General features: G+C 71.8%; 26 protein-coding genes. 12 read left to right on the top strand and 14 right to left on the bottom strand.

Annotated elements, in window-relative coordinates; all coding sequences use genetic code 11:
* The 4 genes from LB823_RS16355 to LB823_RS16340 form a co-directional block, all read left to right on the top strand.
* A partial coding sequence (locus LB823_RS16355; protein ID WP_224648709.1) for a hypothetical protein occupies positions 1 to 213 on the top strand: 213 nt, incomplete at its 5' end.
* Positions 210 to 518: a hypothetical protein gene (locus tag LB823_RS16350; protein WP_224648707.1), complete on the top strand. Its 309-nt coding sequence runs from the start codon at positions 210 to 212 to the stop codon at positions 516 to 518. The genes LB823_RS16355 and LB823_RS16350, both read left to right, overlap by 4 nt.
* The gene (locus LB823_RS16345) at positions 515 to 1,456 is read left to right on the top strand and encodes a hypothetical protein (RefSeq protein WP_224648705.1); all 942 of its coding nucleotides are present in this window, start codon (positions 515 to 517) and stop codon (positions 1,454 to 1,456) included. Before LB823_RS16350 ends, LB823_RS16345 begins: the two co-directional genes overlap by 4 nt.
* Positions 1,457 to 1,479: 23 nt before the next feature.
* Positions 1,480 to 2,172 carry a VOC family protein gene (locus LB823_RS16340; protein WP_224648703.1) on the top strand — a complete coding sequence of 231 codons (693 nt, stop codon included), beginning with the start codon at positions 1,480 to 1,482 and terminating at the stop codon, positions 2,170 to 2,172.
* Here the strand turns inward: LB823_RS16340 and pgl are convergent.
* The 5 genes from pgl to tkt all read right to left on the bottom strand — a co-directional run bounded on the left by pgl (position 2,169) and on the right by tkt (position 8,637).
* A complete protein-coding gene (gene pgl / locus LB823_RS16335) occupies positions 2,169 to 2,927 on the bottom strand; it encodes a 6-phosphogluconolactonase (RefSeq protein WP_224648701.1) in 759 nt (252 codons plus the stop codon). The two genes, LB823_RS16340 and pgl, sit on opposite strands and share 4 nt — an antisense overlap.
* A complete protein-coding gene (gene opcA / locus LB823_RS16330; protein ID WP_224648698.1) occupies positions 2,927 to 3,841 on the bottom strand; it encodes a glucose-6-phosphate dehydrogenase assembly protein OpcA in 915 nt (304 codons plus the stop codon). Before opcA ends, pgl begins: the two co-directional genes overlap by 1 nt.
* Positions 3,838 to 5,358, bottom strand: coding sequence for a glucose-6-phosphate dehydrogenase (gene zwf, locus LB823_RS16325; RefSeq protein ID WP_224648685.1), 1,521 nt, complete (start codon positions 5,356 to 5,358; stop codon positions 3,838 to 3,840). The genes opcA and zwf overlap by 4 nt, the downstream gene beginning before the upstream one ends.
* Positions 5,359 to 5,423: 65 nt before the next feature.
* Entirely contained in the window at positions 5,424 to 6,530 is a 1,107-nt protein-coding gene (tal, locus tag LB823_RS16320; protein ID WP_224648683.1) for a transaldolase, read from the bottom strand.
* 7 nt (positions 6,531 to 6,537) lie between these two features.
* Positions 6,538 to 8,637, bottom strand: a complete 2,100-nt coding sequence (gene tkt, locus LB823_RS16315) for a transketolase (RefSeq protein ID WP_224648681.1) — start codon at positions 8,635 to 8,637, stop codon at positions 6,538 to 6,540.
* Positions 8,638 to 8,944: 307 nt separating this feature from the next.
* On the opposite strand from tkt, the gene LB823_RS16310 reads away from it, so the two are divergent.
* Complete coding sequence (locus LB823_RS16310) at positions 8,945 to 9,925, top strand: heme o synthase (RefSeq protein ID WP_224648679.1); 981 nt, start codon at positions 8,945 to 8,947, stop codon at positions 9,923 to 9,925.
* Entirely contained in the window at positions 9,925 to 10,554 is a 630-nt protein-coding gene (locus LB823_RS16305; RefSeq protein ID WP_224648677.1) for a maleylpyruvate isomerase family mycothiol-dependent enzyme, read from the top strand. The genes LB823_RS16310 and LB823_RS16305 overlap by 1 nt, the downstream gene beginning before the upstream one ends.
* A gap of 12 nt (positions 10,555 to 10,566) precedes the next feature.
* On the opposite strand, the gene LB823_RS16300 is transcribed toward LB823_RS16305, so the two are convergent.
* The gene (locus LB823_RS16300) at positions 10,567 to 11,145 is read right to left on the bottom strand and encodes a TetR/AcrR family transcriptional regulator (protein WP_224648675.1); all 579 of its coding nucleotides are present in this window, start codon (positions 11,143 to 11,145) and stop codon (positions 10,567 to 10,569) included.
* A 103-nt stretch (positions 11,146 to 11,248) separates the two neighbouring features.
* Between LB823_RS16300 and LB823_RS16295 the strand changes: the two genes are divergently transcribed.
* A complete protein-coding gene (locus LB823_RS16295; RefSeq protein WP_224648673.1) occupies positions 11,249 to 12,553 on the top strand; it encodes an NADH:flavin oxidoreductase/NADH oxidase family protein in 1,305 nt (434 codons plus the stop codon).
* Here the strand turns inward: LB823_RS16295 and LB823_RS16290 are convergent.
* On the bottom strand, positions 12,542 to 13,507 hold the full coding sequence (locus tag LB823_RS16290) for a quinone oxidoreductase (RefSeq protein ID WP_224648671.1): 966 nt from the start codon (positions 13,505 to 13,507) through the stop codon (positions 12,542 to 12,544). The two genes, LB823_RS16295 and LB823_RS16290, sit on opposite strands and share 12 nt — an antisense overlap.
* Before the next feature lie 88 nt (positions 13,508 to 13,595).
* Between LB823_RS16290 and LB823_RS16285 the strand changes: the two genes are divergently transcribed.
* Positions 13,596 to 14,165, top strand: a complete 570-nt coding sequence (locus tag LB823_RS16285) for a dihydrofolate reductase family protein (RefSeq protein WP_224648669.1) — start codon at positions 13,596 to 13,598, stop codon at positions 14,163 to 14,165.
* 30 nt (positions 14,166 to 14,195) lie between these two features.
* Here the strand turns inward: LB823_RS16285 and LB823_RS16280 are convergent, their stop codons facing one another.
* The 7 genes from LB823_RS16280 to LB823_RS16250 are packed head-to-tail and all read right to left on the bottom strand — an operon-like array spanning position 14,196 to position 21,683.
* On the bottom strand, positions 14,196 to 14,489 hold the full coding sequence (locus LB823_RS16280; RefSeq protein ID WP_224648657.1) for a hypothetical protein: 294 nt from the start codon (positions 14,487 to 14,489) through the stop codon (positions 14,196 to 14,198).
* Positions 14,486 to 15,466, bottom strand: a complete 981-nt coding sequence (locus LB823_RS16275) for a heme A synthase (RefSeq protein WP_224648655.1) — start codon at positions 15,464 to 15,466, stop codon at positions 14,486 to 14,488. The genes LB823_RS16280 and LB823_RS16275 overlap by 4 nt, the downstream gene beginning before the upstream one ends.
* A gap of 39 nt (positions 15,467 to 15,505) precedes the next feature.
* Positions 15,506 to 16,291, bottom strand: a complete 786-nt coding sequence (locus LB823_RS16270) for an ABC transporter permease (RefSeq protein WP_224648652.1) — start codon at positions 16,289 to 16,291, stop codon at positions 15,506 to 15,508.
* A 1-nt stretch (position 16,292) separates the two neighbouring features.
* Entirely contained in the window at positions 16,293 to 17,225 is a 933-nt protein-coding gene (locus LB823_RS16265) for an ABC transporter ATP-binding protein (RefSeq protein WP_224648640.1), read from the bottom strand.
* A 6-nt stretch (positions 17,226 to 17,231) separates the two neighbouring features.
* On the bottom strand, positions 17,232 to 19,028 hold the full coding sequence (gene mptB / locus LB823_RS16260) for a polyprenol phosphomannose-dependent alpha 1,6 mannosyltransferase MptB (protein WP_374201339.1): 1,797 nt from the start codon (positions 19,026 to 19,028) through the stop codon (positions 17,232 to 17,234).
* Between the two features lie 49 nt (positions 19,029 to 19,077).
* Positions 19,078 to 20,310 (bottom strand): amidohydrolase, encoded by a 1,233-nt coding sequence (locus LB823_RS16255; RefSeq protein WP_224648638.1) that lies wholly within the window; start codon positions 20,308 to 20,310, stop codon positions 19,078 to 19,080.
* Between the two features lie 29 nt (positions 20,311 to 20,339).
* Positions 20,340 to 21,683, bottom strand: a complete 1,344-nt coding sequence (locus tag LB823_RS16250) for a DUF3100 domain-containing protein (RefSeq protein WP_224648635.1) — start codon at positions 21,681 to 21,683, stop codon at positions 20,340 to 20,342.
* Between the two features lie 97 nt (positions 21,684 to 21,780).
* On the opposite strand from LB823_RS16250, the gene LB823_RS16245 reads away from it, so the two are divergent.
* From LB823_RS16245 to sufD, 4 genes are read left to right on the top strand one after another with little or no spacing between them, the layout of a single operon-like run.
* Entirely contained in the window at positions 21,781 to 22,830 is a 1,050-nt protein-coding gene (locus LB823_RS16245; RefSeq protein ID WP_224648633.1) for an Lrp/AsnC family transcriptional regulator, read from the top strand.
* Positions 22,831 to 22,843: 13 nt separating this feature from the next.
* On the top strand, positions 22,844 to 23,584 hold the full coding sequence (locus LB823_RS16240) for a metalloregulator ArsR/SmtB family transcription factor (protein WP_255603815.1): 741 nt from the start codon (positions 22,844 to 22,846) through the stop codon (positions 23,582 to 23,584).
* On the top strand, positions 23,581 to 25,011 hold the full coding sequence (sufB, locus tag LB823_RS16235; RefSeq protein WP_224648631.1) for a Fe-S cluster assembly protein SufB: 1,431 nt from the start codon (positions 23,581 to 23,583) through the stop codon (positions 25,009 to 25,011). Before LB823_RS16240 ends, sufB begins: the two co-directional genes overlap by 4 nt.
* Entirely contained in the window at positions 25,011 to 26,186 is a 1,176-nt protein-coding gene (gene sufD, locus LB823_RS16230; protein ID WP_224648629.1) for a Fe-S cluster assembly protein SufD, read from the top strand. Before sufB ends, sufD begins: the two co-directional genes overlap by 1 nt.
* Positions 26,187 to 26,199: the final 13 nt, after the last annotated feature.

Raw genomic sequence — 26,199 nt, 5'->3', positions numbered from 1 at the left:
GTGCGGGTCACCGTCGGGATGGGGGGACGACTCACGGGGGTGGTGATCGCGGGACGCGCGATGGAGTACTCGGGGGAGGCTCTGAGCGCGGAGATCATGACGGCGGCCTCCCTGGCCGAGAAGGCAGCGGCCAGGGAGGTCCACTCGATCGCCACCGAGTTCTATCCGGGGCTCGACTTCTGGGATCAGTACACGGGGGAGGTGGACCGGTGACGGACTGTGTGATCACGCCGGCCACCGCTGTCGCTCATGAGCAGGCGCTCACGACGATCGCGACGACCGTGAGTACGGCCGGGACGACGTCGTCGTCGAACCGTGTGGGCGACGGTGACTACGGCGCCCTCTTCGGGTGGCTGGCCACCCGGGTGAACTCCGCTCTCGACGACCTCACGGAATCGGTCTCCACGCATAGCGGCGAACTCGAGACGCACCGTACCGAGTTCCGGCGGAACATCACGGTGAACCAGGAGACGGATCAGGGCGGCGCCACCGCGTTGACGGAAACCGGGCGAAGATGAGCGGCGACGGCGTGATCGGCACCGTCGGCGACGCCGTCGCCGGTGTACCGCTCGCCGAAGCCGTGGTCGACGCCGCGGAGGCCGTGGTCGAGGATCAGAGCGCGATGGGGCTGCTCGCCGCGGTCGTGAGCATCGGCTCCGAAGTGAGCAGCGCGGTGCAGGATCCGATCGGCACCTTCTTCGCCTCCGGCGTGGGCTGGGTCATCGAGGCGATCCCGGCGCTGAAGTCCTCTCTGGACGCCGTGTCCGGAAATCCGGACAAGATCGAGGACCTGAGCGAAATCTGGACCGAGAAGGTCGCCACTCCTCTCGCGGCTGTGGCCGACGCCGTGCGGACGGCCTCGTCCGCCACGTCGTCCGGGTGGTCGGGCGTCGATGCTGATGCGTATCGCACGGCCACGACCGCTCTCGCCGAGCACAGCGAAGCCCTCGGCACCGCGGCGAGATCCACCGCGACCGGCTTGAGCATCGCGGGAGCCCTCGTCGTCGAGGTTCGCAACTTCATCCGCGACGAGCTCGCATCCCTCGCCGTGTGGGCCGCGGCGAGCTACGCGGCCGCCACGGCGACATCGATTCCCACGGGCGGTGCCTCCGTGGTCGCGGCAACGAACACGATCCTGCTGCGCGGAGCAGCGTTGGCCCAGCGCTTCGCCGGAGTGCTTCGGAAGCTCACCACCAAGCTCGAGGGGCTCGCGGACAAGTTCGCCGCCCTCGGCACGGCCGCGCGGGCGCTGCGCCGCACGAGCACCGGCATCGACAACGTTGCCGCGGCGACGACGCGCGCCGTCGACGACGGTGTAGTCGTCCAGACAGCGTTCCTTCTCGCGGGAAACAGCCCGATCTCCTCGGTCGGTGAGGTCGCCGTGTCGGCGGGCACCAGCGGGATCAAGGCCATGGGTGACGGGTGGACCACCTGGACCGGCACGCAGCCCGCGTGAATCCCATGCGGCAGGATGACGGGGTGACTTCCGCAGCTGCACGTGACCTGGTCATCCTCGACGTCCCGGCCGAGGCGCGGGCAGCCCACGCGCGGCTCCTCGGCGCCGATCCGGCCGAGATCCACACCGCGGGCGCCATCGACGTCGCTGTCGGCGCACCGTCGTGGGCGGGCGCCTCGGGGCTCCTCGTCGCGGCGGACGACGCCGCCATGGCCGCGAAGCTCGCCGAACGACGAGGACTGCCCCTGACGGATGTCGGCACCGGATTCGCCGGACCCGCAGACGGACTCGCCCTCGGTTACGCCGGCCCGACGGTGCCCGGCGCCGCGCCCGGCGCGGAGATCACCGGCGTCGACCACGTCGTGCTCACCTCGCCGAACCGCGACCGCATCATCGCCACCCTGTGCGGCCGGCTCGACTTCGACCTGCGCCTGGACCGGGTGCAGTCGTGGGGCGTGCACCAGCTGTTCCTCCGCCGCGGCGACCTGCTCGTCGAGGTGGTCCTGCAGGAGGGAGAGGGCGTCGACCCCGCCGGCCCGGACGCGCTGTGGGGACTCGCCTGGCGCACCGTCGACGCTGATGCGACGCACGCCCGCCTGACCGAGCAGGGGGTCACCGTGAGCGACGTGCGGCGCGGCGCGAAGCCGGGTACACGAGTCGCGACGGTCAAGGACCCCGCACTGGGCGTGCCGACGATCGTGCTGGAGCAGTCCTAGCCGAGCCGGGACGCGGCGGCACCGTCGAGGTACCAGACGGTCTCCTCGGAGCCGTGTGCGCCGGCGCAGGGCCAGTCCTCGGGCGACGCCCCGCCGACCCCGGCGGCCACGGCCTCGGCTTTCTCGGCGCCCGAGACGAGCAGCCACACGCGGCGCGCGGCGGCGACCGCCGGCAGCGTCAGCGTGAGGCGCCGCGGCGGCGGCTTGGGGGAGTCGCGCACCGACACCACGACGGCGTCCGTCTCGCGGACCGCGTCGGTGTCGGGGAAGAGCGAGTTGATGTGGCCCTCGCCGCCCATGCCGAGCAGGTGCACGTCGAAGCGGGGCACGGTGCCCTCACCCGCCGTGACGGCGTTGCCGCGGGCGGCGGCGTTGTCGGCCAGGCGCTTCGCGTAGACGCGGGCGGCGAGCTCGCCGTCGCCGCTGAACTCGTCCGATGCAGGGAAGCGGTAGACGTTCGCGTCGGGGATCGGCACGTGCGCGAGGAGCGTGTCCTCGGCCTGCAGCACGTTGCGGTCGGGGTCGTCGCCCGCGACGAAGCGCTCGTCGCCGAAGAAGACGTCGATCCGCGACCAGTCGATCACCCGCTCCCGCAGCGCCGCCGACAGCGCGTTGCCGTTGGTGCCGCCGGTCAGCACGATCGAGGCGAAGCCCCGCTCGGCCTGCGCCTGCTCGATCACCGCAACCAGGTCGTCGGCGGCGGCCGCGACGAGAGCGTCGGCATCGTCGAACGTGCGGACGGTGGGCTCGGTCATCAGGGCATCTCCGATCGATCCACGTCGGACACGCCGCCCAACGCCGTGTAGTAGATGTCGTCGTCGTCGAGGCGGCGCAGTTCCTCCGCGAGGCAGTCCGCCACGTCGCGTCGGCGGATCGCGACGCGTCCGTCGGGCTGGCCCGGCCGTACGAGGACGGCGGTGGAGTTCTGGTCGAACTCCAGGCGCAGCGGCCCGCTCGCGCGGTCGAGCTGCACTTCGAAGCTGCCGGCCCGGCGCCGCACGGGCACGCCGAGCTGCGCCCGCAGCCAGCCCGCGAGCAGGTCGATGCCGGGGCTGTTCGACGGTCCCGTCACCACCGCGGACGTGATCGGCTCGAACGGCGGCTGGTCCAACGCCGATGCCAGGAGCGCACGCCACGGGGTGATCCGCGACCACGCGAGGTCCGAATCGCCCGGCGCGAAGCCGTCGCGGCGCCGCGCGAGCACGGCGACGGAATCGTCGGACGCGGTGGCATCGGTGATGCGGCGGGTCGCGAGCGCGCCCACCTTGTCGGCGGAGGGCACCGCGGGCGCGGCGCCGGGCCACCAGGCGACGACGGGCGTGTCCGGGAGTAGGAAGGGCACGATGACCGAGGCGCCGTGGTCGGCCAGCTCGCCGAACAGGCGCAGCACCACGACCTCCGACGCGCCGGCGTCGCCGCCGACGCGGATCTGCGCGTCGAGCCGGGTCCGCTCCGCGCGCGGACCGCGGGCCACGACGATCACGCGGCACGGATGCTCGCGCGATGCGGCGTTGGTGGCCTCGATGGCGCTCTCGGTGGGCTCGCCCTCCTCGGCGGAGATGATGAGCGTGAGCACGCGGCCCAGGGTGACCGCGCCGCCCGATTCGCGCAGGCGCACGAGCTTCTTCGAGACGTCCTGGGTGGAGGTGTCCGGCAGATCGAGAATCATGGGCGCCGCCACGTCCTTCCGGTCCGGTCGAGCATCGCGTCGGCCGACGCCGGGCCCCACGTCCCGGACTCGTACTCCTCGGGCCGGCCGCCCTCGGCCCACAGCGCGAGCACCGGGTCGAGGATCTTCCACGACAGCTCGACCTCGGCGTTCACCGGGAACAGCGAGGGCTCGCCGAGCAGCACGTCGAGGATCAGCCGCTCGTAGGCCTCGGGGGAGCTCACCGTGAAGGCCTCGCCGTAGCTGAAGTCCATGTTGACGTCGCGGACCTCCATGGAACTGCCCGGCACCTTGGAACCGAACCGGAGGGTCACGCCCTCGTCGGGCTGCACGCGGATGACGAGCGCGTTCTGGCCCAGCTCCTCGGTCATGGTGTCGTCGAAGGGCAGGTGCGGCGCGCGCTTGAACATCAGCGCGATCTCCGTGACGCGGCGCCCCAGTCGCTTGCCGGTGCGCAGGTAGAAGGGCACGCCCGCCCACCGCCGGGAGGCGATCTCGACGGTGATCGCGGCGTAGGTCTCCGTGGTGGAGGTCTCGCTGAAGCCCTCCTCCTGGAGCAGGCCCACGACCTTCTCGCTGCCCTGCCAGCCCGGGCCGTACTGGCCGCGCGCGGAGGTCTCCGCGAGCGGCTCCACGGGGGAGGTGGCCGAGAGCACCTTGATCTTCTCGGCCTGCAGCTCCGCCGGGTGGAAGCTGGTGGGCTCCTCCATCGCGATGAGCGCCATCAGCTGCAGGAGGTGGTTCTGGATCACGTCGCGGGCGGCGCCGATGCCGTCGTAGTAGCCGGCGCGGCCGCCGAGGCCGATGTCCTCGGCCATGGTGATCTGGACGCTGTCCACGTAGTGGCTGTTCCATGTCGGCTCGAACAGCTGGTTCGCGAAGCGCAGAGCCAGGATGTTCTGCACCGTCTCCTTTCCGAGGTAGTGATCGATCCGGAAGACCGACTGTTCGGCGAAGACGTCGTTGACCACGGCGTTGAGCTTCTGCGCGGACTCGAGGTCGTGCCCGAAGGGCTTCTCGATCACCACGCGCCGCCAGCCCTCGGACTGGTCCGCCAGGCCCGAGCGCTTGAGCTGCTCGCACACCGTGGGGAAGGCGTCCGGGGGGATGGAGAGGTAGAAGGCGGTGTTGCCGCCCGTGCCCCGTTCGGCGTCCAGGTCGGCCAGCGCCGCCGAGAGTCGGTCGAACGAGTCGTCGTCGTCGAAGGCGCCCTGGACGAACCGGATGCCCTCGGCCAGGCGCTCCCAGACGTCGTCGCGGAACTCGGTGCGCGAGTGGGCCTTCGCTGCCTCCCGGACCGTCGCCGCGAAGTCCTCGTCGGTCCACGGGCGGCGGCCGAAGCCCACCAGCGAGAAGCCGGGCGGGAGCAGCCCGCGGTTCGCGAGGTCGTATACGGCGGGCATCAGCTTGCGCCGCGACAGGTCGCCGGTGACGCCGAAGATCACCAGGGACGAGGGCCCCGCGATCCTCGGCAGGCGACGGTCCTTCGGGTCCCTCAGGGGATTGCCGGGCATCATCGGGCCCCACCCGTCCGGTTTCGATCCGAGGTCGCGGCAGCGCGCTTGGTCCAGGTCACCGGGTGTTAGGCCCCGGTCTTGAGCTGCTCGGCGGTCGCGTCGAGCAGCTGCTGCCAGGCCTGCTCGAACTTCTCCACGCCCTCGGTCTCGAGGAGCTCGAAGACGGCCGACAGGTCGACGCCCGCGCCCTGCAGGTCGGAGAAGACCTGCGCCGACTCCTCCGCGCGGCCGATGATCGTGCCGTCGGTGACCGTGCCGTGGTCGGCGAAGGCCGCCATCGTGGCGCCGGGCATGGTGTTGACGGTGTTCGGGGCGATCAGCTCCGCGACGTACAGGGTGTCCTTGTACGCCGGGTTCTTCACGCCCGTCGACGCCCACAGCGGGCGCTGCACGTTCGCGCCCTCGATCGCGGCGAACCGGGCCGCGCCGAAGATCTCCTCGTACGCGGCGTAGGCCAGGCGCGCGTTGGCGAGGCCGGCCTTGCCGCGCAGCGCGAGCGCCGCGTCGGTGCCGATCGCGTCGAGCCGCTTGTCGATCTCGGTGTCCACGCGGGAGACGAAGAACGAGGCGACCGAGTAGATGTCGGCCACGTTCCGGCCGGCCGCGGCCGCCGCCTCGATGCCGTCGAGGTAGGCGTCCATGACCTGGCGGTGGCGCTCCACCGAGAAGATCAGCGTCACGTTCACCGAGATGCCCTCGGCGATCACGCGGGCGATCGCGGGCAGGCCGGCGAGCGTCGCGGGGATCTTGATGAGCACGTTCGGCCGGTCGACGATCTTGTGCAGCTCGATCGCCTGGGCGACGGTGCCCTCGGTGTCGTGCGCGAGGCGCGGGTCGACCTCGATCGAGACCCGGCCGTCGACGCCGCCGGTCTTCTCGAAGACGGGGGCGAGCACGTCGCACGCCGCGCGCACGTCGTCGGTGGTGACGGTGCGGATCGTCTCGTCCACCCCGGCGCCGCGGGCGGCGAGCTCGGCGACCTGCGCCGCGTACTCGGTGCCCTTGGACAGCGCCGCCTGGAAGATCGCCGGGTTCGTGGTGACGCCGGTGACGGAGTCCGTCTCCGGGAGCTCCGCGAGCTTGCCGGACTGGATCAGGCCGCGCGAGAGGTCGTCGAGCCAGACGGAGACGCCGGCCTCGTACAGGGCGGCGAGATTCGGGTTCTGAGCCATGGTGTGGTTATCCCTTCAGGTTGGCGAGGGACTGCTCGGCCTTCTGGGCCACGTTCTCGCCGGTGAATCCGTACTTAGCGAACAGGACCTTGTCGGAGGCGGACTCGCCGAAGTGCTCGAGCGAGACGACCTCGCCGAAGCCGCCGACGATGCGCCACCAGGACTGGGCGATGCCGGCCTCGACGGCGACGCGCGCCTTGACCGACGGCGGCAGGACGCTGTCCTGGTACGCCTGGTCCTGGGCGTGGAACCACTCGACCGACGGCATGGAGACGACGCGCGCCTTGATGCCCTTCGCCGCGAGCAGGTCGGCGGCCTGCAGGGCCAGCTGCACCTCGGACCCGGTCCCGATGATGATCACGTCGGGGGCGGCACCGTCGGCCTCCTTGAGGACGTAACCGCCCCGCGCGACGCCCTCGGCGGACGTGCCGGGCAGGATCGGCACGCCCTGGCGGGTGAGGATCAGGCCCGTGGGGCCGTTGCCGCCGGTGCGCTCGAGGGTGGCCTTCCACGCCGCGACGGTCTCGTTCGCGTCGGCGGGGCGGACCACGTTCAGGCCCGGGATGGCGCGCAGCGCGGCGAGGTGCTCGACCGGCTGGTGCGTGGGGCCGTCCTCGCCGAGGCCGACCGAGTCGTGCGTCCACACGTAGATCGGATCGATGTCCATGAGGGCCGCGAGGCGGACGGCGGGGCGCATGTAGTCCGCGAACTGCAGGAAGGTGCCGGCGTAGGGACGGGTCTTCCCGTGCAGCACGATGCCGTTGAGGATCGAGCCCATCGCGTGCTCGCGGATGCCGAAGTGCAGCGTGCGGCCGTAGGGCTGCGCGTTCCAGTCCTCGGTCGAGATCGACGGGGGACCGAAGGAGTCGGCGCCCTTGATCGTGGTGTTGTTCGAGCCCGCGAGGTCGGCGGAGCCGCCCCACAGCTCGGGCAGGGTCTGGCCGGCGGCCGCGAGGAAGGCGCCGGACGCGGCGCGGGTCGCGATGGCCTTGTCGTCGACCGACCAGGTCGGCAGCTCGGCGTCCCAGCCCGCGGGCAGGGTTCCGGCCTCGAGCCGGTCGAGCAGCGCCTTGCGCTCCGGGTTGGCGGCGGCCCAGGCGTCGAAGCGCACGTTCCACGCCTCGTGCTCGGCCTGGCCGCGCTTGATCAGCTCGCGCGAGTGCGCGATGACCTCGGGGGCCACGTCGAAGCTCTTCGCCGGGTCGAAGCCCAGGATCTCCTTGACCGCGGCCACCTCGTCGCCGCCGAGCGCCGAGCCGTGCACGCCGCCCGTGTTCATCTTGTTCGGGGCGGGGAAGCCGATGACGGTGCGCACGATGATGATCGACGGCTTGTCGGTGACGGCCTTGGCGGCCGCGGTGGCCTCCTCGATCGCCGTGACGTTCTCGCCGCCCTCGACGTACTGCACGTGCCAGCCGTAGGCCTCGTACCGCTTCGCCACGTCCTCGGAGAGCGCGATGTCGGTGTTGTGCTCGATGGAGATCTTGTTGTCGTCGTAGAAGAGGACGAGGTTGCCCAGTTGCTGGGTGCCGGCGAGCGAGGACGCCTCGGAGGTGACGCCCTCCTCGATGTCGCCGTCGGAGGCGATGACGTAGATGAAGTGGTCGAACGGGCTCTGCCCCGGCGCGGCCTCCGGGTCGAACAGCCCGCGCTCGTAGCGCGAGGCCATCGCCATGCCCACCGCGGACGCGAGGCCCTGGCCCAGCGGGCCGGTGGTGATCTCGACGCCCTTGGTGTGCCGGTACTCGGGGTGGCCGGGGGTCAGCGAGCCCTCGGTGCGCAGCGCCTCGAGGTCGCCCAGCTCCAGGCCGAAGCCGCCCAGGTACAGCTGGGTGTAGAGCGTGAGGCTCGAGTGGCCGCAGGACAGCACGAACCGGTCGCGGCCGATCCAGTGGGTGTCCGACGGGTCGTGGACCATGAGCTTCTGGAACAACGTGTAGGCCAGGGGAGCGAGGCTCATCGCGGTGCCGGGGTGGCCGTTGCCGACCTTCTGCACCGCGTCGGCCGCCAGCACCCGGGCGGTATCCACCGCGCGCGTGTCGAGATCGGTCCAGTCGGCGGGGTGATGCGGAGTGGTGAGGGTGTGGATCTCGGCGGTGCTGGTCACGGCTGGCGGACTCTCCTGGTCGTGGGGGCGTGCGTGCTCAAGTGTGAACCCTACTCGGCGGCGACGCACGGTCTGCGGAAACTACCGGGTAGGGCGACGGGTGGCCACCGCCACGGTTCGCGGCGGCGATCCCGATTCGGCGCCGGGGAGTCGGAGGACTACCATGGCTCGTAGTAGATGGGGTCGGCGCCGGTCGCGGGCCCGCGGCGGGGCAGCTGCCCCACCGCCCGCGGTCGGTCAGCCCCGGCCGCGGAAGAAACGTCACGTCCGGTCGCGTCCGGACACGGCAGAAGAGAGTGCGGCACAGATGGTTTTCAAGGGCGGGCACGGGACGAACACCCCAGACGCTCGCTCGGCGGCCGCGCCGGTCCCCGCGTCCTTCGCCGGCCGCGTCGGGCAGACGGTGCTCGCGTACATCGCGCTGACCAAGCCGAAGGTGATCGAGCTGCTGCTCGTCGCCACCATCCCCGTGATGCTGCTGGCCGACCGCGGCCACGTGAACCTTCCGCTCATCCTGTCGACGCTGTTCGGCGGCTGGCTCGGCGCCGCGTCGGCGAACACGCTCAACATGGTCGCGGACGCCGACATCGATCAGAAGATGAAGCGCACCGAGCGGCGCCCGCTCGCGCGGCACGCGGTGCCCGTCCGGCACGCGCTGATCTTCGGCCTCGTCCTGGCCGCGGCCTCGTTCGTGTGGCTGTGGCAGATGGCGAACCTGCTGTCCGCGGTGCTGGTGCTGGTCACGATCGCGTTCTACCTGTTCGTGTACACGATGCTGCTCAAGCGGCGCACCTCCCAGAACGTGGTCTGGGGCGGGGCCGCGGGCTGCATGCCCACGCTCGTCGGCTGGGCTGCCGCGACCGGCACCATCGAGTGGCCGGCGATCGTTCTGTTCCTGGTGATCTTCTTCTGGACGCCGCCGCACACCTGGGCGCTCGCGATGCGCTACAAGGAGGACTACAAGGCCGCCGGCGTCCCGATGCTGCCCGTCGTCGCGCCGGAGACCGTCGTCGCGCGGCAGATGGTCTGGTACACGTGGGCCACCGTCATCACGACGCTGGTGCTGATCCCCGCCGCCGGCCTGGTCTACGCGATCGCCGCGGCGCTGTGCGGGGCCTGGTTCCTCTACGCGGTCCACAAGCTGTACTCGCAGACCAAGGCGGGCCAGGAGATCAAGCCGCTCAAGGTCTTCCTGCAGTCCAACAACTACCTCGCGGTGCTGTTCTGCGCGCTCTCGGTGGACTCGATCCTCAACTACAGCACCGTCTGGCAGCTGCTCGGTCACTGATGGCCGCCTCCGACCGCGACCTCTGGACGCTGATCTTCGCCGAACGCGCCGCGCTGGCCGAGGATCTCGGCGCCCTGACGGACGAGCGGTGGGGCACCCCGTCGCTCTGCGCGGGTCTGACGGTCCGCGAGGTCCTGGCCCACCTCACCGCCGGGGCGTCCGACAATCCCGTCGTCTGGTTCGCGGGCGTCCTGCGCAACCGCTTCGACTTCGACGCCAACGTCGCGCAGCGGCTCGCCAAACGGCTGGGCGACGCCCCCGCGGACACGCTGCGGCAGTTCCGCGGCGTGTGCACCAGCCGGACGAAGGCGCCGATCCCCGTCGCCGCGATGCTCGGGGAGATCGTGGTGCACGGCGAGGACATCCGTCGCCCGCTCGGCATCGTGCGCGAATACCCGGCGGGCGTGCTCGAGCGCGTCGCGGCGTTCTACGCCGGCTCGGACCTGATGCTGCCGTCGGCGACCCGGGCCCGCGGCCTGCGGCTGCGCGCGACCGACGGCGCCTTCGCCGTCGGTGACGGCCCGGAGGTCGCCGGGCCCACCGTCGCGCTGGTCATGGCGCTCACCGGGCGCGACGACTACCTCGCCGAGCTGAGCGGCCCGGGCCTGGCGGAGTTCGCCTCCCGCTGAGCCGCCCGGCGATCAGGCCTGCGCGATCCCGAGGGCGGCGGTCACCGTCGCGCGGACGCGCCGGTGCACCTCCTCCGGCGACGAGGCGTCGAGTTTGCCGTCCAGGTGCAGGAACGCCAGCCCGTGTACGAGGGCCCAGACCGCCGTCGCGGTGTCCTCGGAATCCGACGCGGCGCCCTGCAGGGTCTGCCCGATCAGCCCCGTCAGGTACGCCTTGATCAGGTCCACCGCCTCGACGCGGTCCGGGTCCGTGCCGCAGGGCTCGGCGAACATCGCGCGGAAGAGGCCGGTGCGCTGCAGCGCGAAGTCGACGTAGGCGATCGCGATGTCGGCCAGGTCGTCCGGGCCCGACGGTGCCGGCGACGCGGCGGTCAGGGCGGCCGCGAGCTCGCGGTATCCGACGGCCGCGACGGCCGAGATCAGGGCGCCGCGGTCGGGGAAGTGGCGGTAGGGCGCGGCGGTCGAGACCCCCGCCCGGCGGGCGACGGCGCGCAGCGACAGGTCGGTGGCGCCGCCCTCCTCGTCGAGGATCTCGACGGCGGCGCCGACGAGCGCGCCGGGCAGGTCGCCGTGGTGGTAGGTGGTGCTCATGCTGATCAATCTACCCCAGTGTTGACACCGCTTACATGTGGATCTAGTGTAAGCACCGCTCACACGATGTGAGCGATGCTTACACCGTCGCGAAAGGCGCCCGATGTCCGACCTGTTCTCCCCGCTCACGCTCCGCTCCGGCGCCGTCCTGCCCAACCGCATCGCGAAGGCCGCGATGGAGGAGGGCCTCGCGGGCGCGGAGCAGGCGCCCGACGGGCGCACCGTCGAGCTGTACCGCCGCTGGGGCGCCGGCGGCACCGGCCTGCTCATCACCGGCAACGTCATGGTCCACGCCGAGGCGCTCACCGGGCCCGGCGCGATCGTCCTCGACGCGCGCTCGCCGCTCGCGCCGTTCCGGGCCTGGGCCGCGGCCGCCACGGAGAACGGGGCGAGCATCTGGATGCAGATCAGCCACCCGGGCCGGCAGATCCAGAAGGACATGCCCGGCGTCGTCTGGGGGCCGTCCGCGAAGTCCGTCGACCTCGGCAGCGCCCTCTCGAGCCGGTTCGCCACGCCGACCGCGATGACCGAGGCGCAGATCCGCGCCACCGTCGCCCGCTTCGCCACGACCGCCCGTCGCGCGGAAGAGGCCGGATTCGACGGGGTCGAGGTGCACGCCGCGCACGGCTACCTGCTCTCCCAGTTCCTCTCGCCGCTGGTCAACACCCGCACCGATGAGTGGGGTGGCTCGCTCGAGAACCGCGCCCGCCTCCTGCTCGACGTCGTCCGGGCGATCCGGGCCGAGGTCTCGCCGGGCTTCGCCGTCGCCGTGAAGCTCAACTCCGCCGACTTCCAGCGCGGCGGCTTCGACGCCACCGACGCGCAGGCTGTGATCGCCATGCTCGCGCCGCTCGGCGTCGACCTCGTGGAGATCTCGGGCGGCAGCTACGAGAGCCCCGCCATGACCGGCCGCGCGACCGGCCCCGCGGCCGACGGCCGCCCCGGCGACGCCCGCAGCGTCGCGCGCGAGGCCTACTTCCTCGAGCTCGCCGCCGACCTCGCGGTCACCAGCGAGATCCCGCTCATGCTCACCGGGGGCATCACGCGTCGCGAGACCGCCGAGGCCGTCCTCGCGGAGAACGTCGCCGTCGTGGGCATCGGGACCGCGCTGTCCGTGACCCCGGACCTGCCCGCCCGGTGGCGCGCGGGCGACGGCACCGTCGGCGCCCTGCGGCCCGTGACGTGGAAGAACAAGCCCCTCGCGTCCATGGCCTCGATGGCGCAGGTCCGCCACCAGCTGCGGCGCATGGCCGCCGGGAAGGACCCGCGCCCCGGCGTCCTGCCCGCGCTCGCGCTGGTCCGCGACCTCGCCGTCGTGCGACGGGCCCTCGGGCGGTACCGCCGCTGGCTCGCCGCGCGTCCGGCCGACGGTGCCGCGCTCACCGCTGCCGCGCTGTCAGGGGAGTAGCGCCACCGAGCCCGTGGTCCGGCGCGCCTGCAGGTCCGTGTGGGCGCGTCCGGCCTCCGCCAGCGGGTACGTCGCGCCGACGGTGAACCGCAGCGAGCCGTCGCGCAGGCCGTCGAGCACCGCGCCGCTGCGCCGGGCGAAGTCCTCCGGCGTCGCGACGTGGTGCGCCAGGGTGGGGCGCTGCACGAACAGCGAACCCAGCGGGTTGAGGCGCTGCAGGTCGAAGGGCGGCACGGGGCCCGACGCGGCGCCGAACAGCACGACGATGCCTTTGTGTCGCGTGGCGAGAAGCGAGGCCTCGAAGGTGTCCTTGCCCACGCCGTCGTACACCGCGGCGACGCCCGCGCCGTCCGTCAGCTCGCGCACCCGGGCGGCGACGTCCTCGTCGTAGCGCAGCACCTGCCAGGCGCCCGCCTCGCGCGAGAGGCGCTCCTTCTCGTCGGTCGACACCGTCGTGATCACGCGGGCGCCCAGCGCCGTCGCCATCTGGGTCACGAGCAGGCCGGTGCCGCCCGCGCCGGCGTGCACCAGCACGGTGTCGCCCGCCTGCACGGGGTGCGAGTCGTGGGCCAGGTAGTGGGCCGTCATGCCCTGCAGCAGGACCGACGCCGCGACCTCGGGCGCCACCCCGTCGGGCACCGCGACGGTGCGCTCCGCCGGCACCGTCACGAGCTCCGCGTAGGAGCCGGGCCCGTCGCACCACGCGACCACGTCGCCCACCGCGCGGTTCGTGACGCCCTCGCCGAGCGCGACGACGGTGCCGGAGCCCTCGCTGCCCGGGACGTACGGCAGCGCGGTGGGGTACATGCCCTCGCGGAAGTAGGTGTCGATGAAGTTGACGCCGATGGCGCTCGTGCGGACCAGCACCTGGCCCGGTCCGGGCACCGGGTCCGGAACCTCGCCGTAGGTCAGGACTTCCGGGCCGCCGTGTTCTGTCACCGTGATCGCGCGCATGACTCATCTCTACCGCACGCGGTGTGGCAGGGTCGACGGGGCTGCAGAATCCGGCCCGCGCTCATCCCGTCGATCGAGGAGTCCTCGCTTGCGTTCACTCGTGTACTACGTCGCCGTCTCGCTCGACGGCCGGATCGCCGGCCCCGAGGGCCAGTACGACTTCTACCCCGTCGACGAGGAGTACTCGCGGCAGATGAACGAGGAGTGGGGCGACGGGCTGCCGACGGGCCTGCACGAGGCGCTGGGCATCACGCCGCCGCTCACCAAGTGGGACACCGTGGTGATGGGGCGCGCGACGTACGCGCTGGGCACCGACATGGGCGTGAACGACCCGTACGCGCACCTGCGCACGATCGTCTACTCGCGGTCGCTGGACGCCGCGGACTTCCCGGAGGTCGAGGTGGTCGCCGAGGACCCCGTCGCACACATGCGGGCGCTCAAGCAGGAGGACGGCGGCGACATCTGGCTGTGCGGCGGCGGAAAGCTGGCCGCGACTCTCGCTCCCGAGGTCGACAGGCTGGCGCTGAAGATCTACCCGGTGACCGCGGGCGACGGCATCCCGTTGTTCGCGGGCGGCTTCGCGCCGCAGCAGTGGAAGCTCGTCTCGCACCGCGCGTTCGACATCGGCGTGATCCTGGCGCAGTACGAGCGCGCCTGAGTCGCGCTCGGCGGCCGGATCGCGCGGGTGCTAGCGGGACGAAGCCCGGTAGCCGGCCATCCGCTCGTGGTGGCCGGGCTCCGTGGTGGCCTTGCTGACCAGCTCGCGGTCCCAGTCGGAGGTGTCGAGGCCGGCCTTCTCGGCCGCGTCCTTCGCCTGCGCCGGGTTCGCGACGATCTGGTCGCCCATGATCCCGTCCCCGCCGACGAGCGTGATGCGCACGCCCTCCTCGCCCATGTTCTGCAGCACGGCGGTCGCCCCGTCGTGCTGGGCGGCGAAGCGCTTCAGGCGGGAGACGACGTTGCCGGGGGCCTGCTCAGTCATGCCGCCAGCTTATCGGGCGTGCCGTCGGAGGCGCGCAGCACCCGCGCCCGCATCAGCCGGTAGAGGATCGCGGTCTCGGTGATCACCGACATCGCGCCCGCCACGTGCAGCACCACCAGCAGCGCGGGGACGCCGGTGAAGTACTGGACCACGCCGATGAGCGACTGCGCCGCGACCACCGCGAAGACGATCTTCAGGCGTCGCCGGACGGCCTCGCTCGACGGCCCGCGCACGACGAGTACGGCCGCCCAGATCAGGATCGCGACGTACGCCGCCACCAGCAGGCCGTGGGTCAGCGACAGGAGCGGGATCGACACGTCGAGGCGGTCGATGGCCTTCGGATTGGTGCGGTCGCCCGCGTGCGGGCCGGCGGCCGTGACCACGACGCCCGCCGCGAGCACGAAGGACATGACCACCGCGGAGACGGCGACCAGCCGCCGGGCGCCGGCGGGTGCCGCCTCGATCTCGACGCCGTCATCGGGTTCGCCGACCTTGGCGTACAGCGTCGCGGCGATCCAGACCATCGCGCAGGAGACCAGCATGTGGGCACCCACGACCCACCAGCGCAGGCCGGTGAGCACGGTGACGCCGCCGAGGATGCCCTGGGCGAACGTCGAGAAGGGCAGGATCCACGCGTAGACCAGGATCTCGCGGCGCCGCCGGGCCCTCGTCACGGCCAGCACGATCGCGATCGACGTGGTGACCACGATCCACACCGCGATCTGCCGGTTGCCGAACTCGATGGCCTGGTGCCACCACGGGACCTCGTCCTGCGGGATCGGCAGCAGGGAATCGTCGAAGCACTTGGGCCAGGTGGGGCAGCCCAGCCCGGAGCCGGTCACGCGCACCACCGATCCGGTGACGGCGATCAGCGCCTGGGCGAGCAGAGCGGCGAGCGCGATCCGCTGCTGCGCCTTCACGCTGGGGAGCGGCAGGCGGTCGACGAGGCGCAGGAAGAGCTGGTACACGCCGATCATCGTACGTGGGTGCCGCGCGGCTACTACGACCTGTAGTGGTTAACCGGTGAAGCGGAACAGGCGGACGGCCAGAGCGGAGCCGACGACGCCCCACGCGGCGAGCACCGCCAGGCCGAACCAGTCGACGGCGCCGAGCGTCGCCGCGCGGGTCAGCGCCTCGGTCAGCGCGCCCGACGGGGACAGTCGGGCGAGGAGCAGCACGGCGTCCGGGACGTGCTCGCGCACGACGACGAGCGAGGCGATCGCGCCCATGACGAACCACAGCAGGTTCGCCAGCGCGAGCACGACCTCGGCCTTGAGCGTGCCGCCCAGCAGCAGGCCCAGCGAGGCGAAGGCGAAGACGCCCAGCGCGAGGATCGGCACCCACAGCAGCAGCCCGACGGGCTCCGGGCGCCAGCCCAGCGCGAGGCCGATCCCGCCCAGGATCACGGCCTGCAGGATCACCACGATCACCACGGCGAGCGTCTTGCCACCGATGACGCCCCACCGCGGCAGCGGCGTCGCGCCGAGCCGCTTGAGCGCGCCGTAGCGCCGGTCGAAGCCCACGGCGATGGCCTGGCCGGTGAACGCGGTCGACATCACCGCCACGGCCATCACGGCCGGGACGAGGGAGTCGATGCGGGTGGCGTCGCCGCCGATGGGCAGCACGGCGAAGCCGACGAGCAGCGCGATCGGGATGAACATGGTGAGCAGCAGCTGCTCGCCGTTGCGCAGCAGGAGCGTGAGCTCCATGCGCGTCTGCGCGGCGAGCATCGCCGTGGGGCGCGCCGCCTCGGGGTTCGGCAGGAAGGTGCCGGGGGCGAATCGGGGCTCGGTTCGGGTCACGTCATCCCCTCAGGTCGCGGCCGGTGAGATCGAGGAAGACGTCCTGCAGGGTCCGCGTGCCCACCCGCAGGTCCGTCAGCAGGGCGCCCTGCGCCGCGAAGTGCGCCGCCGCGTCGGCGATCACCGCGGGGGTCACCTCGGCGCCGCGCACCACGTAGACGGAGCCGTGCGCGTCGGTGCTGTCCACCGTCGCGGTGAAGCCCGTGCCCAGCCGGCCGGCCAGGGCCGCGGGGTCCAGGCCCGACGGTGCCGTCACCCGCAGCTCGTGCTCGGCGCCGTGGCGCGTGAGCTCCTCGGGCGTACCGTCGGCCACCGCGCGGCCGCGGTCCATGATGACGACCCGGTCGGCGAGGGCCTCCGCCTCGTCGAGCAGGTGCGTCGTGAGCAGGACGGTGACGCCGTCGCGCCGCAGCGCGGAGACGAGGTCCCACACGAGCAGCCGCGCCTGCGCGTCGAGGCCGGCGGTGGGCTCGTCGAGGAAGACCAGCTCGGGGCGTCCGACGAGCGCGCACGCGAGGGACAGCCGCTGCTGCTGGCCGCCGGAGAGCCGGCGGTAGCTGACGTTCACCACGTCGGTCAGGCCGAGCGTGGAGAGCAGCCAGTCGGGATCGAGGGGATTGGCGGCGTAGGCGGCCACGAGCCGCAGCATCTCGCCGGTCTTCGCGCCGGGGTAGGCGCCGCCGCCCTGCAGCATGACGCCGATCCGGGGCTTGAGGCGCGCGGCGTCGGCCACCGGGTCGAGGCCGAGGACCTCGATGCTGCCGGAGTCGGGGGAGCCGAAGCCCTCGCACATCTCGACGGTGGTGGTCTTGCCGGCGCCGTTGGGCCCGAGCAGGGCGAGGACGCTGCCGCGCTCCACGGCGAGGTCGAGTCCGTCGACGGCGACGACGTCGCCGAATCGCTTGGTGACGGAGGTCGCGGACAGTGCGGGCACGGGAAGTCAGACTACCCGGCTGCGCCGGCGGCGCCGTTCGCGGTGGCGGGGCAGCTCGAACGCCAGGTAGACGGCCAGCGCGACGATGACGACCGTCGACATGCCCGCCTTGGCGATCACGTAGGGCTCGATCTCGCCGCCGTTGGGCATGAGCATCACCGAGATCACGCTGGAGACGATCACGGCGGCCAGGCGGAAGCCGGGCGCGGTGGCCCACGCGGCGAGCGGCACGATCGCCCACAGCAGGTACCAGGGCTGCACGACGGGGAAGAGCAGGACCAGCGCCGCCATCGAGATGCCGAGCGAGCCGACGGGGTGGATGCGGCCCGACAGGGTGGCGATGAGCATGCGCAGCACGATCACGGCGGCGAGCGCGGCGGCGATCGGCCGGGTGATGGCGAGGATCGCCGTGGTGTGGTCGCCGAGGCCCAGGAGCACCCCGACCTGCCCGGTCCCGAGGCCCAGCACCGTCGGGATGGAGAGCCAGGAGCGGACCTTGTTGGCCGTGCCGAGGGTGCCGGCGTCGAGCCAGCCGTAGCCGAGGCCCGTCGCCTGGCAGACCACGACCACCACGACGACCAGCACGACCACCAGGAAGCCCGCGGACGTCGCGAGCGCGACGAGGGTGCGGCCGGCGTTCGGTCTCCACTCCGCCAGGGCGGTGCGCCAGTCGCGCAGCCGGCCGCCGATGTTGGGGAAGCTGCCGCCGAGGCGTCGCGCGAGGGCCATGCCGATGAAGCCGAGCGCGAGCACGGACGTGATCTTGATCAGCCCGGACAGGGCGATCATCGCCGCGCCCGCCGTGAGCAGGCCGCCCGCTCGGGTGGGGCTGAAGCCGTTCAGGAACGGGAGTCCGGAGTCGATCGCGCGCAGCGCCCACTCCATGCCGACGAGCATCATGCCGAGCATGAGCGCCTCGTTGTGGATGCCCGCGATGAGATGGAAGATGACCAGCGGATTCGCGGCGCCGAGCCACAGCGCGGCCACCTCGTTCACGCCGCAGCGGCGCGCCAGCCGGGGGAGCGCCCACACGATCATCGCCACGCCGGCCAGGGCCAGCACGCGGTGCAGCACCACCCCGGCGACCACGTTCTCGCCGGTCAGCCACGTGATGCCGCGACCGAGGTAGAGGAACAGCGGCCCGTACGGGGCCGGGGTGTCGCGCCAGATGTTCGGCACCGAGCGGGTGAAGACGTGGTCGATGCCCAGCGCCGCGGCGGGGCCGATCTTGTACGGGTCCAGCCCGCGCGCGGTGATCTCCGACTGCGCCAGATAGGAGTAGACGTCCTTGCTGAACATCGGGGGCGCGAACAGGAACGGCAGTACCCACAGCGCGAGGATCCGGTCGAAGCCGCGGCGGGTGAGCCGGCGCGGCGGAGCGGGCTCGGCGTGCGCGTTCGGGTTGAGGTAGCCGATCGTGTACCTGCGAAGCAGCACCCACGCGATCATCAGCATCGCGGTGCCGACCATCGTCACCGTCAAAGCCGTCGACTGCATGCGGAACATGAGACCGATGAGCCGGCGCCCGGCGATGGGGTTCTGCACCACCGGGAACGCGCCCACGCCCAGCGCGCCGAAGGCGATGAGCACGGCGCCGACGCCGCCGAAGGTCGCGATCGTGCGGACCGTCCGCTTCTCCTGGGCGTTGAGGTCCGGGTACTGCTGCTCGTCGGTGTGCAGGCGGTTCACCGTGCCGCCGGGGCCGCTCGCCGCGATGCCCGACGGTGCCCCACCGGGCTTGGTCAGGCCGAGGTAGTCCGCGAACGTGCGCACGGGAGCCGGGAGAGAGGGGGTAGCGCGCACGTCCGCAAGAGTAGACGGTGCCCGGGCCCGCGCGGCCCGGTGCGCCGCGTCAGTCGATGTTCTGGTCGATCGTCGTCGCGCCTTCGGGCCGCGCGGCGAAGCGCCGGAGCAGGTCGGCGCGCACCTCCGGGTCGCGCGCGACGTCGACGAGGGTGCCGGCCAGGATCGTGGCTCCGTCGAGCACCGCGGCGTCGGCCTGCGGGGTGCGCGCCGCCGCGGCGAACTCGATCGTGTGCGGCGGCCCGCCCGCGTCGGCGATGGAGATCACCGGGTGGATGCTGGGCACCACGCGGCTGACGTTGCCCATGTCGGTGGAGCCCCCGCCGCCGTCCGCGGGATGTCGCGCGACGTCGCGCCCGGAGCGCGTCAGGTTCGCGTCCCAGGCGGCCGCCAGGGCGGCGTCGGGGGTGATCGAGAGGTACCGCGGCTCGGCGCGGTGCTGCTCCCAGGTGCAGCCGGTCGCGATGGCGGCGCCCTCGAAGCAGGCCAGCATCCGCTGCTTGATCGCGAGCATCTGCTCCAGGTCCGCCGACCGGACCTCGGCCGACAGGCGCGCCTCGGCGGGCACGATGTTGGTGACCCGGCCGGCGGCGTTGCCCACCACCGACAGGCGCATGCCGTCGGGGACGTGCTGGCGGAGCAGGCCGATCGCGACCTGGGCCAGGGCCGCCGCCGATTCGGCGTTGATCGCCTGGTCCGGAGCCGCCGCGGCGTGCGCGGACCGGCCGCGGAAGACGACGTCGAACCGGTCGACGGACTGCATGGTGACGTCCGCGGCGGAGACCTCCGCGGCCGCGTCGCCGTTGATGGGGTGCACCATCGCCGACAGCACGGCCGATTCGAAGGCGCCGGCCCGGAGCAGCTCGACCTTGCCTCCTCCGTGCTCCTCGGCGGGCGTGCCGAGCACGGTGAGGGTGAGGCCGAGCTCGTCGACGAGCGGCGCGAGGGCGAGGGCCGCGCCCGTGGTGATCCCGGCGATGACGTTGTGGCCGCACGCGTGGCCGAGGCCGGGGAGCGCGTCGTACTCGGCGCAGAGGACGGCGTGCAGGTCCCCGGTGCCGGTGGTCGCGGTGAAGGACGTGTCCAGGCCGTACGCGCCCCGCTCGACGGCGAAGCCGCGGGATTCGAAGAGGTCGGCGAGGACTTCGGCGGCGTGTTGCTCCTCGAAGGCGAGCTCGGGGTGCTCGTGCAGGTCGTGCGACAGGACGATGAGGGTGGCTGCGTCCTCGGCGACGGCGGCCGCGACGGCGGCGTGCAGGTCGGTTCCGGCGGTGACGGTCATGGGGTTCTCCTTCGGTGTGCGGTCGGAGGTCAGTGCCACAGGCCGAGGGCGAACTCGGCGATGACGGTGGCGAGGAGGAACGAGGCGATGATGGCGACGATCCCGACGGGGACGATCCGCCAGCCGATGCGGCGCAGGGCGGGCAGGTTCTGGGCCATGGCAAGGCCGCCGCACGTCAGCACGACGCAGCAGAGCGAGAGGAAGTTGATCGACGCGCCGGCCTTGACGATGGACGCCTGCACGGGGGACCACGGGCTCGAGAGGGCGGTGCCGATGACGCTGGCCCAGATGATCATCGGAATCCGGTCCCGTACGGCCCGGCCGAGGCCGATCGCCGCGAGGGTCACCACGGCGACCAGGGCGTAGCCGAGGAGGATCCACGGGTCGAACCGCTTCGCGGCGATGGTGGCGGTGACGACGCCGAGCACCAGGACGATCGGCATCGCGACCTTGAGCGGGACGTTCACGGCGACGTCGGTGGATTCCGCCTGGATGGGCGCTCCGGCTTCCCGGGCCGCGACCACCTCGGCGGTCACCTTCGCGGCGTGCTCGGGGCGCTTGCGGGTCAGGAAGCGGTACACCTTGTCGGCGAGCGGGAGCGCGATCCACACTCCGACGTAGGTGCCCAGGATCATCGTGATCATGTTCGACGTGGTGGCGAGCGCCTTGACCTGATCGGCCATCTCCGGGTGCGCGGAGGTGATCGCGGCCAGGCCGGCCGCCATCATCGAGGTGGAACCGACGCCGACGCCCATCGCGAGCGCTTGCGGGTCGAAGATGTTCAGCGAGGTCACGGTGGACGCCGCGAGCGCGACGACGATGGCGCCGAACATGGTGCCGAAGACGTACATCGACATCACGCCCCGGTACTCCTCGGAGTCCGTGCCGTACTTCCCGCCGACGATCGCGAAGCTCGCCTCGCGGTCGATGGCGAACGTCGCGCCGACCGTCGCGCGGCCCATGCGCAGCAACACCGCGATCGGCAGCGCCAGGGCGATGGTGCCGAAGAGGTGGCCGACCTCCTGCAGCAGCAGGGCAGGTCCGGCCTTGGCCAGCGTCGGCAGGTTCGGCCCGATGGTGAAGCCCAGCAGGGTGACCAGCATGGCGACGGCGGTCGCCATGAGGCGGTCGGCCACCTTCCACATGCGCGGGGTGAAGGGGACGAGCCGCTGCGCGGAGACGATCGCGCCCGCGATCAGGCCCCAGACCATCGGGTAGACGGTCATCTTCGCGAATCCGAGGCTGATGGTCCACGGTCCGATGAACTGGAAGACCGCGGTGATGACGAGTGCCGCGAGTGCGGGGAGCCACAGGTCGCGCGCGGTGAACCCGGTGCGGTGGTCGGAGCGGGCCGTGGTGATCGGCTGTGCCATGGGTGAGGTCTTTCGGGCGGTGGGCTGGGTGTGAAGAATGATCCGGCTTTCGGATGGTTCGACCGCACTGATGCAGGAAAGCGGCGAGAATTCGTTCATGAACGCAGTTTCATCCGACCGAGGTCCGATTCCGGACGGCGGAGTGATCCAGGACACGTCCGCGGGGCGGGACGGTCTGAACACCGACGACCTGCGGCTGATCCACGCGCTGCAGGTGGTGCCGCGCGCTCCGTGGTCGCGGATCGGCGCCGTTCTGGGCTGCGACCCGGTGACCGCGGCGCGGCGGTGGGCGCGCCTGCGCGACGGCGGCTACGCGTGGGTCACGGCCTATCGGTTCTCGCGGCGCACCGTGCTCGCGCTGGTCGAGCTCTCGTGCGAGCCCGGGCGGACCCTCGAGGTGGCCGCCGAGGTGGCGGGGGACGCCGAGGCGATCACTATCGACGTCACCGCGGGCGGCCGCGACCTGGTGATCACCGTCGCCGTCGAGGGCGACGACCGCCTCGGCGAGTACCTGCTCGACCGGCTCGGCGCCGTGCGCGGGGTGATGAGCTCGCGGACCCACGTCTGCACCACGATCGCCTCCGACGCCCGGTCGTGGCGGCTGCGCACCCTCTCCGACGAGGAACTCGCCGCGCTCGAGGCGGTACCGCGGTCGCACGGACGGCAGCGGGCGGGCCTGTCGGGGGCGGAGTTCGACGGTGTGCTGTCGGCGCTCGCCGCCGACGGGCGGATCCGCGCCGCCGATCTCGCGGAGCGAGCCGGCATCGGCGTGGACCGGGCGCGGGCCGCTCTGAACACGGTCCTGGCAGCGGACGGCGTCGTGGTCCGTACCGAGGTGGCCCGACGGTATTCGGAGCGGCCGGTCTACGCCTGGTTCTTCCTGCGGGCCCCGGCGCGGTCCACCGACCGCGTGCTGCGCCGCCTCGGGACGCTGCGGGACGTGCGGCTGCTCGCCACGTCGATCGGGACGTGCAACATCGTGCTGGCGATGTGGCTGCCGGGGCTCGACGACGTGGCGCGGGTGGAGGCGGTGATCGAGCAGTCGGACGCGGAGGTCGCGATCGTCGACCGGTCGCTGGTGCTGCGCACAACGAAGCACCTCGGGAGGCGGCTGACGCCCGACGGCCGGTCGGTCGGCGAGGGCTGAGCTTAGCCTGACCTTGCTGGAAGTGCTGGGCGAATTAGGAAACAATCGTGTTGTGAAATACGAGCAGCACGAGGCGCACGCCTCATCGGCCCAGCGTGACGGGGATACCCGTGACGCCGTGGTCGGGCTGCTCATGAACCGGGGCCAGGCCACCGCGGCCGATATCGGCGAGGCCCTGGGGATCACGACCACCGCCGTGCGCCGCCACCTCGACAATCTGCTCGAGGCGGGCGACGTGACGGTCGCGCCACCGTCGGGCCTGGGCGGCCGGGGGCGGGGACGTCCGGCGAAGGAGTTCCTGCTCACGCCCTCCGGGCGGCGTCGCCTCGGCCAGGGCTACGACGCCCTGGCGGTCGACGCCCTCCGCGCTCTGCGCGAGGTCGGCGGCGAGGAGGCGGTGCGCACCTTCGCGCGGCGCCGGGCCGAGCAGGCCATCGGCACCATCAGCCCCACCGAGTCCGCGGACCCGGTGGACGGTGCCCGTAGGATCGCGGCGGCCCTCTCGGACGCCGGATTCTCCGCCGATGCCCGAGAAGTGGGCAACGGCGTCCAGATCTGCCAACACCACTGCCCGGTGTCGGAGGTCGCATCCGAGTTCCCCGAACTGTGCGAGGCCGAAATTTCGGCGATCGAACAGGCGTTGGGAACTCATGTACAGCGTTTGGCCACCATCGCCAATGGTGACCGCGCATGCACCACCCACGTGCCCCTTGAGCGCGTGGTCCGCGAGCAACCCGCTAAGGAGCTTCGATGACAACGGTCGAGAACGGCCCGCTGTCCCAGGAGGAGACCATCGCCTCCCTGGGCACCTACGGCTACGGCTGGCACGATTCCGACGCCGCCGGCGCCTCGGCGCAGCGCGGCCTCTCCGAGGCCGTGGTCGCCGACATCTCCGGCAAGAAGAACGAGTCGGAGTGGATGCTGAACCAGCGCCTCAAGGCCCTGAGCATCTTCGAGAAGAAGCCGATGCCCTCCTGGGGCAGTGACCTCGACGGCATCGACTTCGACAACATCAAGTACTTCGTGCGCTCCTCGGAGAAGCAGGCCGAGTCCTGGGAGGACCTGCCCGAGGACATCAAGAACACCTACGACAAGCTCGGCATCCCCGAGGCGGAGAAGCAGCGCCTGGTCGCCGGCGTCGCCGCCCAGTACGAGTCCGAGGTCGTCTACCACTCGATCCGCGCCGACCTGGAGGAGAAGGGTGTCATCTTCATGGACACCGACACCGGTCTGCGCGAGCACCCGGAGCTCTTCGAGGAGTACTTCGGCTCGGTGATCCCCGCGGGCGACAACAAGTTCTCCGCGCTGAACACGGCCGTGTGGTCGGGCGGCTCGTTCATCTACGTGCCCAAGGGCGTCCACGTGGACATCCCGCTGCAGGCCTACTTCCGGATCAACACCGAGAACATGGGCCAGTTCGAGCGCACCCTGATCATCGTCGACGAGGACGCCTACGTGCACTACGTCGAGGGCTGCACCGCGCCGATCTACAAGTCGGACTCGCTGCACTCCGCGGTCGTCGAGATCATCGTCAAGAAGGGCGGCCGCTGCCGCTACACGACCATCCAGAACTGGTCGAACAACGTCTACAACCTGGTCACCAAGCGGGCCAAGGCCGAGGCCGGCGCCACCATGGAGTGGATCGACGGCAACATCGGCTCCAAGGTCACCATGAAGTACCCGGCCGTGTGGATGATGGGCGAGCACGCCAAGGGTGAGGTGCTCTCCGTGGCCTTCGCCGGCGAGGGCCAGCACCAGGACACCGGCTCCAAGATGGTGCACTTCGCGCCGAACACGTCGAGCAACATCGTCAGCAAGTCGGTCGCCCGCGGCGGCGGCCGGGCGAGCTACCGCGGCCTGATCCAGATCAACAAGGGCGCGCACGGCAGCAAGTCCACCGTGAAGTGCGACGCGCTGCTGGTCGACACGATCTCCCGCTCGGACACCTACCCGTACGTCGACATCCGCGAGGACGACGTGACGATGGGCCACGAGGCCACCGTCTCGAAGGTCTCCGACGACCAGCTCTTCTACCTGATGAGCCGCGGCCTCACCGAGGACGAGGCCATGGCCATGGTGGTGCGCGGCTTCGTCGAGCCCATCGCCAAGGAGCTGCCGATGGAGTACGCGCTCGAGCTGAACCGCCTGATCGAACTGCAGATGGAAGGGTCCGTGGGCTAGTGAGCAACACTCTCAACGAGGCCGTCGAGGCCCACCCCGTCGCCAACAAGGGCGAGCTGTTCACGTCCTTCGACGCGGCCGCCTTCGAGATCCCCAGCCACCGCGACGAGGCCTGGCGGTTCACGCCGCTGCGCCGCCTCAAGGGGCTGCACGACGGTTCCGCCCAGGCCGACGGGGCCGTGACCGCCACCGTCGACGCCACGCCCGAGGGCGTGACCTTCGAGACCGTCGCCAAGGGCGACGAGCGCCTCGGCCAGGGCGGCACGCCCTTCGACCGCGTCGCGGCGCAGGCCTTCACCTCCATGACGGAGGCCTTCGTGCTGACCGTCGCCAAGGAGGCCGAGGTCGCGGAGCCCGTCTTCGTGCGGATCGCCGGACCGGGCGAGGGCAAGACGGCCTTCACCCACGTCCAGGTGCGGCTCGAGCGGCACGCCCGCGCCGTGGTCGTGCTCGATCACACCGGTTCGGGCACGGTCGCCGAGAACATCGAGATCATCCTCGGCGACGGTGCGGCGCTGCAGATCATCGACGCGCAGGACTTCGCCGACGACGCCGTGTGGGTCACCCAGCACCACGTGCGCGTGGGCCGCGACGCCCACGTCCGGCACTTCGCGGTGCAGCTCGGCGGCGAGCTCGTCCGCATGACTCCGCGAGTGCAGTTCGACGCCCCCGGCGGCAACGCCGAGCTGTTCGGCCTCTACTTCGCCGACGACGGGCAGCACCTCGAGCAGCGCCTGCTGGTCGACCACTCGGTGCCGAACTGCAAGTCGAACGTGGTCTACAAGGGCGCGCTGCAGGGCGATCCGTCCTCGAAGCGGCCCGACGCGCACACCGTGTGGGTCGGCGACGTGCTGATCCGCGCCGAGGCCGAGGGCACCGACACCTTCGAGCTCAACCGCAACCTGGTCCTCACCGACGGTGCCCGCGCCGACTCGGTGCCGAACCTGGAGATCGAGACCGGCGAGATCGAGGGCGCGGGCCACGCCAGCGCCACCGGCCGGTTCGACGACGAGCAGCTGTTCTACCTGCGCTCGCGCGGCATCCCCGAGGACGAGGCCCGCCGCCTGGTCGTGCGCGGCTTCTTCCAGGAGCTGATCGACCGGATCTCCGTCCCCGAGCTGCGTGAGCGGCTCTCCGCAGCCATCGAGAACGAACTCGCCACCGCCGGCGTCTAAGACTGATAGGGAA

This window comes from Tsukamurella sp. M9C, assembly GCF_020169415.1.
In the GTDB taxonomy this organism is placed as follows: Bacteria; Actinomycetota; Actinomycetes; order Mycobacteriales; family Mycobacteriaceae; genus Tsukamurella.
Note: the sequence above shows the minus strand (reverse complement) of the source record. Positions and strands in the feature narration are given on the sequence as shown.